At 40.6% G+C, this 8,798-nt stretch carries 8 protein-coding genes; 7 read left to right on the top strand and 1 reads right to left on the bottom strand.

All coding sequences use genetic code 11. The annotated features are described in order from the left end of the window. The first annotated feature begins 296 nt into the window (after positions 1-296). The gene (locus tag L1068_RS21730) at positions 297-887 is read left to right on the top strand and encodes a YjaG family protein (RefSeq protein WP_010560838.1); all 591 of its coding nucleotides are present in this window, start codon (positions 297-299) and stop codon (positions 885-887) included. Between the two features lie 12 nt (positions 888-899). Here the strand turns inward: L1068_RS21730 and rsmD are convergent, their stop codons facing one another. Next, the gene (rsmD, locus tag L1068_RS21725; protein WP_237131948.1) at positions 900-1,487 is read right to left on the bottom strand and encodes a 16S rRNA (guanine(966)-N(2))-methyltransferase RsmD; all 588 of its coding nucleotides are present in this window, start codon (positions 1,485-1,487) and stop codon (positions 900-902) included. 121 nt (positions 1,488-1,608) lie between these two features. On the opposite strand from rsmD, the gene ftsY reads away from it, so the two are divergent. The 6 genes from ftsY (at position 1,609) to L1068_RS21695 (ending at position 8,682) form a co-directional block, all read left to right on the top strand. Beyond that, entirely contained in the window at positions 1,609-3,597 is a 1,989-nt protein-coding gene (ftsY, locus tag L1068_RS21720; protein WP_237131947.1) for a signal recognition particle-docking protein FtsY, read from the top strand. A gap of 21 nt (positions 3,598-3,618) precedes the next feature. Further along, entirely contained in the window at positions 3,619-4,293 is a 675-nt protein-coding gene (gene ftsE / locus L1068_RS21715) for a cell division ATP-binding protein FtsE (protein WP_010560835.1), read from the top strand. Next, positions 4,293-5,279, top strand: coding sequence for a permease-like cell division protein FtsX (gene ftsX / locus L1068_RS21710; protein ID WP_010560834.1), 987 nt, complete (start codon positions 4,293-4,295; stop codon positions 5,277-5,279). Before ftsE ends, ftsX begins: the two co-directional genes overlap by 1 nt. 187 nt (positions 5,280-5,466) lie before the next feature. Continuing rightward, positions 5,467-6,330 (top strand): RNA polymerase sigma factor RpoH, encoded by an 864-nt coding sequence (gene rpoH / locus L1068_RS21705; RefSeq protein WP_010560833.1) that lies wholly within the window; start codon positions 5,467-5,469, stop codon positions 6,328-6,330. 755 nt (positions 6,331-7,085) lie between these two features. Continuing rightward, entirely contained in the window at positions 7,086-8,228 is a 1,143-nt protein-coding gene (locus L1068_RS21700) for a hypothetical protein (RefSeq protein ID WP_237131946.1), read from the top strand. Beyond that, entirely contained in the window at positions 8,218-8,682 is a 465-nt protein-coding gene (locus tag L1068_RS21695; RefSeq protein WP_237131945.1) for a three component ABC system middle component, read from the top strand. Before L1068_RS21700 ends, L1068_RS21695 begins: the two co-directional genes overlap by 11 nt. Positions 8,683-8,798: the final 116 nt, after the last annotated feature.

The following is an 8,798-nucleotide window of genomic DNA, read 5'->3' as shown; positions in this document are numbered from 1 at the left end:
GCAGCTTATACAGGATGAGTTTTTATGGTGCTCTGGCGCAGCCCAGGAACAATACCAAAGAAACTAAAAGAATTGAGAGAGAACGGTAAACGTTTATTGTTACCAGATAAAAGACAGCGTAAATCATACCCGCGTTCCGTACTCGCTAAAACGCAAAAATATCCTGCGAGGTATAAAAGAAAAAGCGCCACTCGCTCTTAAGCGAGTGGCGCTATGCTAATTGGCACGCCTTTTTTTATGTGTTTTAGGCCGAATCTTGCTACAATTCGCCTAATTAAATTTTAGACTGAACAATAATGAAAAAACCTAATAACTTTCAGCGCATTCGCGAACTTAACTATGTACAGCAGGCATCATTAGCAGCGGCAATGATTGAACGAATGCTGCCTAATTATTTGTTATTTAGTGAAGCGTTAGAGTTTGGTAATGGCACAGAGTTGCGTAATGCTCTTAACTCATTGTGGGAAAAATTATTATTGCCAAAAGCTAAAATTAGCTTAGAAAAATTAAACGAAAAGGTTGAACAAAATACGCCTGATCTCAACGACTTTGATATGTTTGGCGTATACCCTGCAATTGATACGTGTACTGCGTTAATTACCTTAATTAATGGTATGCAGCAAAAAGAAGAAGCTAACTTTGTTGATGTGTGCAAAATATCACAAGCAAGTGTGGCGAAGTTTATCGAATACCAATTAACATCTGAAGGTGAAATAGCCGATAACGCAGCGCTTCGTGCTCACCCTTTAATGGCATACGAAATGGAAGTGCTAGCAGAGCTGATTGATAAAGTTGAGTCGTTTGAACGTATCGATAAAGATGCAGTGAAAGCGTTAAAACAATTAGCAATTGCTGATGGTCAAAGCAATATCGGTATTGAAATTTAACGCTTTTATGGGCTACTTGGTCGCTAACAAGTAGCTCGTAACCTGACCAAAATTCTTTTCCTTTAAAATTTGCCAGCCGTCTGGGAAATTCAAGTTTACTAATTCTTTTTCGACTTCCAAATACACAACCGCATCGTTATTTAGCAAATTATTGTCAGCTAATAAGTGGCAGGTTTGTTCTGCTAAATTTTTGCGAAAGGGGGGATCAATAAATACTAAGTCGAATTTATCAGCTAGTTTGGGCAAAACCTCTAGACTGTTCCCATGTTTTAATGTGGTATTTTCTGCTTTAAGTACATTGATGTTTTCAGCGATCTGTCGATGTGCTGTTGTATCCAGTTCAATAAACGTTACTTTTTCGGCGTAGCGAGACAGTGCTTCGAACCCTAAACCACCTGAACCTGCAAAACAATCTAACACATTGGCATTGCTGGTGTATGGCATCAACCAGTTAAATACGGTTTCCTTCACTCTGTCTGTTGTAGGTCTCAAGCCTTCAACATCATGCACTTTTAACTTTCTCGAACGGAACTTGCCGCCAATAATTCTAATTTGGCCAGAATTGTTTGTTGGCTTGTTTTTTTGCTTGTGTGATCGCATTACAAATTTACTTACAGAATTAGACTAAAAAACCAATATGATTTTTTTCATTCACCGGTGAAAGTGATACCATATTGGGAATTGTAGTTTATCAGAATTTTGTGATTGGTATTTAACTTAAATGGCAAAAAATAAATTTTTATCTTGGCTTGGTTTCGGCAAAAAAGACGAGCAACAGCAGCAAGAAGAAGCACGCCTAGCGGCAGAAGAACAAGCGCGATTAGAAGCGGAAGAAAAGGCACGTTTAGAAGCTGAGGCTGAAGAAAAACGCCAAGCTGAGCAAGCAGCACGTTTAGAAGCTGAGGCGGAAGAAAAACGCCAAGCTGAGCAAGCAGCACGTTTAGCAGCTGAGGCGGAAGAAAAGCGCCAAGCTGAGCAAGCAGCACGAATAGCTGCGGAGGCGGAAGAAAAGCGTCAAGTAGAGGAAGCGGAAGAAAAACGCCAAGCAGAAGAGGCCGCTCGTTTAGCAGCTGAGGCGGAAGAAAAACGCCAAGCGGAACTAGCGGCACGTTTAGCAGCTGAGGCTGAAGAAAAGCGTCAAGCTGACGAAGCGGCACGTTTAGCCGCTGAGGCGGAAGAAAAACGCCAAGCGGAACTAGCGGCGCGTTTAGCAGCTGAAGCGGAAGAAAAACGCCAAGCTGAGCAAGCAGCACGAATAGCTGCTGAGGCGGAAGAAAAACGCCAAGCGGAACTAGCGGCGCGTTTAGCAGCTGAGGCTGAAGAAAAGCGCCAAGCTGACGAAGCGGCACGTTTAGCCGCTGGGGCGGAAGAGAAACGCCAAGCCGAGCAAGCGGCACGAATAGCTGCTGAGGCAGAAGAAAAGCGCAAAGCCGAAGAGGCGGCACGTTTAGAGGCTGAGGCTGAAGAAAAACGCCAAGCTGAGCAAGCGGCACGAATAGCTGCTGAGGCGGATGCAAAGCGCCAAGCTGAGCAAGCAGCGCGATTAGCCGCTGAGGCTGAAGAAAAACGCCAAGCAGAAGAGGCGGCACGTTTAGCTGCTGAAGCAGAAGAAAAACGCCAAGCAGAAGAAGCTGCACGAATAGCTGCTGAGGCGGAAGAAAAACGCCAAGCTGAGGAAGAGGCCGCACGAATAGCTGCTGAAGCGGAAGAAAAACGCCAAGCAGAGGAAGCAGCTCGTTTAGAAGCAGAAGAGCAAGCTAAACAGCAAGCTGAAAAAAGTAAGGAACCTAAACTTGGCTTCTTTGGTCGCTTGAAAAGAGGCTTACTTAAAACAAAGCAAAACATCGGTACAGGTTTTGCCAGTATTTTTAGCGGTAAAAAAATCGATGATGAGCTATTTGAAGAACTTGAAACTCAATTACTGACAGCTGATGTCGGTGTTGATACAACCTTAAAGTTAATCGATAGTCTAACCGATGCGGCTGATCGCAAGCAGCTAAAAGATGGTGATGCACTATACGGCCTATTAAAAGAAGAAATGTCGTCAATGTTAGCAAGTGCAGACAAACCGCTTGTGATTGAAAACAGCGATGGCCCATTTGTTATCTTAATGGTCGGTGTAAACGGCGTAGGTAAAACAACAACCATTGGTAAGTTAGCTAAGCAATTCCAAGCTGAAGGTAAATCGGTTATGTTAGCTGCGGGCGACACATTCCGTGCAGCTGCGGTAGAGCAGTTACAAGTGTGGGGCGAACGTAACGATATTCCTGTTATTGCGCAGCACACCGGCGCTGATAGTGCATCTGTTGTGTTTGATGCATTGCAAGCAGCGAAGGCTCGTAACGTGGATGTATTAATTGCCGATACTGCGGGTCGTTTACAAAACAAAGATCACTTAATGCAAGAGCTAGAAAAAATTGCACGTGTGATGAAAAAGCTTGATGTGAATGCGCCACATGAAGTGATGCTAACTATCGATGCAGGTACTGGTCAAAACGCAATTAGCCAAGTAAAACTATTTGATCAAGCTGTAGGCCTGACAGGGATCAGCATAACGAAATTAGATGGTACAGCAAAAGGTGGTGTTATTTTTGCGGTGGCTGACCAATTTAATATTCCAATTCGCTATATAGGTGTGGGTGAAGGTATTGATGATTTACGTACCTTTAATAGCACAGACTTTATTGAGGCTCTGTTTAGCGAAGAATAATTCAACGACATAATTATAATAATGATAAAATTTCAACAGGTAAGTAAAACATACCCAGGTGGCCATAAAGCAATTGAGAAAGTAAGTTTTCACTTACAACCCGGTGAACTCGCTTTCTTGACTGGCCACAGTGGGGCAGGGAAAAGCACCTTGCTTAAACTGATCAGCTTGATGGAGCGCCCATCTGCTGGTGAGGTATATATAAATGGTGTGCTGCTAAATAAAGTAACGGCAAAGCAAGTTCCTTATGTTAGGCGCGATATTGGCGTTATTTTTCAAAACCACCGATTGCTTGACCGTTACTCGGTATTCGATAATGTGGCGTTGCCACTGGTTATTGCTGGCAGTCATCGCCGTGATATCGAAAAACGAGTGCATGCAGCCCTCGATAAGGTAGGGCTGTTAAATAAAGCACGCTGTGCACCAGAAACCCTATCGGGTGGTGAACAACAACGCGTTGGTATTGCGCGGGCAATTGTTAATTCACCGCCTATTTTACTTGCCGACGAACCTACCGGTAATTTAGATCCTGAGTTGTCAGTTGAAATTTTAAAACTGTTTGAAGAATTCAATCAACATGGCACGACTGTGCTTATTGCTACCCACGATTTAGGCTTAATAGCGCGTATGAAGTACCGCAGCTTAACCTTAAAGGCAGGCAATTTAGTCACCGATCCACTTATGGGAGGTGCATAATGAGTTTATTGTTTAAAGGCCGTAAAAGTCAGGGTGAACAGGTTCAACACTCTTATTTTATGGGGTTGTACTTTGCCTTTATGAATACCATTCGTCAAGGCGTACACAGCTTAGGTGAATTGTGGCGAACGCCAGTGGCATCACTGATGACCATTGCAGTGCTAGGGCTTAGTTTAACCTTGCCTACAACCTTGTACGTGGTAGTTAAGAATGTGCAAAAGGTAAGTAGCGGTTTTGATAATGCGGCTGAAATTTCACTGTTTTTAAAACAAGATATCTCTGACAAAGAATCAAGCGCACTGATTAAACGCCTGTCTCTTTATAACGAAGTAAAAGATGTGCGTTTTATTTCAAAGCAAGATGCATTAGAAGAATTTAAAGTGGCGTCGGGCTTTGGTGAAGCACTTAATTACCTCGACGAAAATCCACTACCCAGTGTTGTTTTAGTCACACCGAATAGCCAATTTACCAAACCAGAAGCGGCACGTGAATTACTCGATAAACTTGAACGAGAGCGAGATGTTGATTTTGGTAAACTCGATATCGAGTGGTTAGAAAGACTTAATGCACTACTTAGCTTATTACGTGAAAGCGTGCTTACAATTGCATTTTTGCTATTAACTTCAGTTGTGTTGATTGTAGGTAATACCATTCGCTTATCTATTATGGATAAGAAACAAGAAATACAGCTAATGAAGCTCGTTGGCGCAACCAACCATTTTATTCAAGCCCCGTTTTTATGGACGGGCATTTGGTATGGCATTGTCGGTGGTTTTATTGCTTTTCTAGCGGTATTGATGATGTTGCTTTGGCTTGATAATGCCGTTACGCAAGTTGTGGGCGTGTATAACGCTAACTTTAACTTACAGGGACTCAATTTTAGTGAATTTCTTGTACTGCTAGGGCTTGCTGTGTGTTTAGGTTTATTTGGGTCGTTCTTATCAGTTAAGCGCTATATCGACGCCATTGAGCCAAACGAGGTGTAATTTCAATATTGCGTTTTACAATAAAACTACATTTAAAATTGTCGATATTTCAGGTCATTAGTTTTTTCTTACAAGTTTCACGGAACTTTAACTTGAATTCCTGCTCAAAACCTGTAAATTCAGATTAGCACTCTAGTTAAGAGAGTGCTAAAATTGAGAAAGTTTGTTACTCCACCTGAGGTGAAATATGACAAAAGAGATGAATGCCCTAACACTTAGTATGCCGCAAAACGCAGGTAGCATTGAAAGCTATCTACAAGCTGTAAGCACTATTCCTATGCTAAGTGCGGATGAGGAAAAGGCATTGGCAGAGAAGCTACAGGACAGTGGCGACCTTAATGCAGCACGTGCGTTAATCATGTCACACCTTAGATTTGTAGCGCATATCGCGAAAAGTTACTCGGGTTATGGTTTACCGCAGGCAGATCTTATCCAGGAAGGTAACGTTGGCCTAATGAAGGCTGTAAAACGTTTTGACCCAACTGTAGGTGTACGCTTAGTATCGTTTGCTGTTCACTGGATTAAAGCAGAAATTCATGAATATGTGCTTAAAAACTGGCGCATAGTAAAAGTAGCAACGACCAAAGCGCAGCGTAAGTTGTTCTTTAACCTCCGTAAAAACAAAAAGCGTTTAGGCTGGTTTAATCACGAAGAAGTACAAACGGTTGCTAACGAATTAGGTGTATCTGAAAAAGACGTACGTGAAATGGAATCACGTATGAGCAGCCAAGATATGGGCTTTGACCTAAACGCTGACGAAGACGACGGCGCAACACAGTCGCAGTTTTCACCTGTTCAGTACTTAACAGACCAATCGTCAGACTTAGCCGAAACGGTTGAAGAAGAGCAGTGGCAAGATAACTCTAACCAACGTTTATTCTCTGCGTTAAATACGTTAGATGACCGCTCACAAGATATTATCCGCGCACGCTGGTTAGCAGAAGAGAAAGAAACACTGCAAGACCTCGCTGCTAAATACCAAGTATCAGCAGAGCGTGTTCGCCAGCTAGAAAAATCAGCAATGAAAAAGTTACAAAACTTAATGGCGTAATTGCTAATTACAGCCAAAGAGAGAAAAGCCGCATCAGCGGCTTTTTTTGTGGCGGGGGGTTAACTGGTAATGAGCTTTTGGTGTCTTATACAAAGCAGCACTCATCCCTGGTTTTTATCTCGCATCATCCATGATGCGCTCTTGTTCATTTTTGTTACACGACAAAAACGAACCAAAAAACGTGCCCCAAAATCAAACAGTTCTTCATCTATCTCTTAAATGTGAACATAAACGCCATGAATCGGCATCCATGCCTTAGCATGGCTTACTCGACTTGCTACGCTTCCTGTCTCGTATTATTCATTTAAGTGATAGTTTCAGGTTTGATTAAAGGGGTGACGAAAGACCGACAAAAATATATGGAATATTTTTGAACAGCGGAGCTGGCCCGAAGGGTGAAAGGCAGGAAGCCTAGAATCATCTATGCTTCGCAGCTTGAAGAAGTGAGGTCATGGATGACCGAAGGAACCAAGCTTCATGGATGAATTATTAATTCAGGTCCATAACATGATTAGTCGCTCTAAGGCAGCTCAGAGCGAGTTACTGTCGTTTGTTAGAATTGACTGAAACCTACAAAGCGGACACTTAACTTAGCCAACTCATTTTTGCCCCAAAGTGTGCTAACGTAAATGCCTCGCTATTTACTGCACAAGTTCTCGCTTACTTTTGCTGGTTGCAAAGTGGAAGTAGATTAACTTTAAATATAATGGTAAGTTATTGGCATAAATGGAGTTATATTGGATGCGTCTTAGAAGATGATAGGTAATAATCCCAAAAATACAGCAAGCCTTAGTCAATTGGGGAATTTATACCAGTATCTAATTGCCCTTAAAATTTGCATAGAATCTGCTGATGGAGCAATTGTAAATATTGAGCAATTTGGTGATCTCACCACGGAAGATTATAACTATGAGATTAAGCACCATGCAGATCCAGCGTATACTCTGAACGATGCTCATATTGACTTTTGGAAGTCACTTTCTAATTGGGTTAACAATAGAGAACTACTATCTTCACACTCAAAATTTATTTTGCTAACCAGCGCAATTGTGAAAGACGATTCGTCATTTAAAAATTGGAACCAGTCTGAACCAGAAGAAAAATTTACGGTTATTAGCGGAATTCTTGAAGCCATCAACAATTCAAAGCATGAATATAAGACAATTAAGCCATATTTGAACGGAATCTTTGGGTTTAATGATTCATACACAAAAAAGGATTTATTAGCTGTACTGGAAAAGTTAGTTATTAAGCATTCGTTTGAAAATGCGGAAGACTTGTATTCAAACCTTTTAGATCATCCTGCTTTCCTTTTTGCAAAAGACAACAAAAAACCTGCATTAATTCGTTCTCTAATTGGTTTCATAGTTGAAAAAGGAGTTTATTCGCCTACTGAATGGGATATAGAAGTAAACGAATTTAGAGAGTTTTTGAGGGAACAAGCTAGAAAGTCGGTAAATAATGAAGTGTTGGACTTTCCTGATATTAAAATTGATACGGAAATAGACACGGATACTTATGAAAAAGATTTTATCAAAAAAATCGCCGATATTCCTTACCCTGAAAAAGTTAGTGAAGCAGCGGAAAATTATACCTACACGCAAAATGTGCTGTTGGTAATGGCTGAAAGAAACCCTCACGTGTTGGAAGAGTTTAGTAAACAAGTAAATGAGGCAGGTATTCAGTTAAGCAATATGAAAGAAATTATCTGTCTTGAAATTGAAGATATTGATGCAAAAAAATTAATAAGAAAATCGAAACTCTTATACAACAAGGCTTCATTGGAAGTAAAGACTGGACAAAATGTTCCTTCCAATATCCAAAAAGGAATTATTCATACACACACTGATAAATCGGATTTTTATTGGAAAATTAAGGAAGTAGACGTTGAGGATTAGCGAAATAGAAAAGCTTTCTTTAAGCCCATTTTGGTTGTCAAAATTAATATGTCACTTCGTAGAAGGTTATGGAAAAGAAACTCCATTTGAACTCACCTATATGTTATTGCCCTTGGTTCTGAGACAAGAATCAAGGGAATGTCTTTCTAAGCTAAATAAAAATAGTACTATTTATTCTGCATTTTTAGACCATAGAGAAAAAAGGCTAAATATTACAGCGTTACAACATTATGTTGAGTCCTATTCTAAATATGTAAATCCTTCACTAATTGTCTACGCTAATGCTGGCCATTCTTTTGGAAGGTGTCTAAAAAATTCAAACAAATACGACTTTAATAAAGAAAAAAGCCAACAAACTAAGAAATTTTATAAGGCAGCATATTACTTGGGTGTGATTTTTTCCAAGGAAAAATCTAAGGATTGCTTTTATAAGCTAGGAGTGTTCAAGGTATGAATAGTTACATAAAAAAAATTATAATATTTAGTGCTAAAGGTGAACAAAGGGAATTAACGTTAACTAACGGTTTGAACATAATTAGTGGACACTCCAAAAAAGGGAAAAGCGCACTT

Source organism: Pseudoalteromonas sp. MMG024 (genome assembly GCF_021654175.1).
Classification (GTDB): domain Bacteria; phylum Pseudomonadota; class Gammaproteobacteria; order Enterobacterales; family Alteromonadaceae; genus Pseudoalteromonas.
The sequence above is the reverse complement of the archived record's forward strand: the minus strand, read 5'-3'. Positions and strand labels throughout refer to the sequence as shown.

What these genes read in the sequence shown, in the direction of transcription:
- rpoH (WP_010560833.1), top strand. Translation starts at nt 5,467, where the DNA reads ATGACAAAAGAGATGAATGCCCTAACACTTAGTATGCCGCAAAACGCA.
- ftsE (WP_010560835.1), top strand. Translation starts at nt 3,619, where the DNA reads ATGATAAAATTTCAACAGGTAAGTAAAACATACCCAGGTGGCCATAAA.
- ftsY (WP_237131947.1), top strand. Translation starts at nt 1,609, where the DNA reads ATGGCAAAAAATAAATTTTTATCTTGGCTTGGTTTCGGCAAAAAAGAC.
- L1068_RS21730 (WP_010560838.1), top strand. Translation starts at nt 297, where the DNA reads ATGAAAAAACCTAATAACTTTCAGCGCATTCGCGAACTTAACTATGTA.
- ftsX (WP_010560834.1), top strand. Translation starts at nt 4,293, where the DNA reads ATGAGTTTATTGTTTAAAGGCCGTAAAAGTCAGGGTGAACAGGTTCAA.
- L1068_RS21700 (WP_237131946.1), top strand. Translation starts at nt 7,086, where the DNA reads ATGATAGGTAATAATCCCAAAAATACAGCAAGCCTTAGTCAATTGGGG.
- rsmD (WP_237131948.1), bottom strand. Translation starts at nt 1,487, where the DNA reads ATGCGATCACACAAGCAAAAAAACAAGCCAACAAACAATTCTGGCCAA.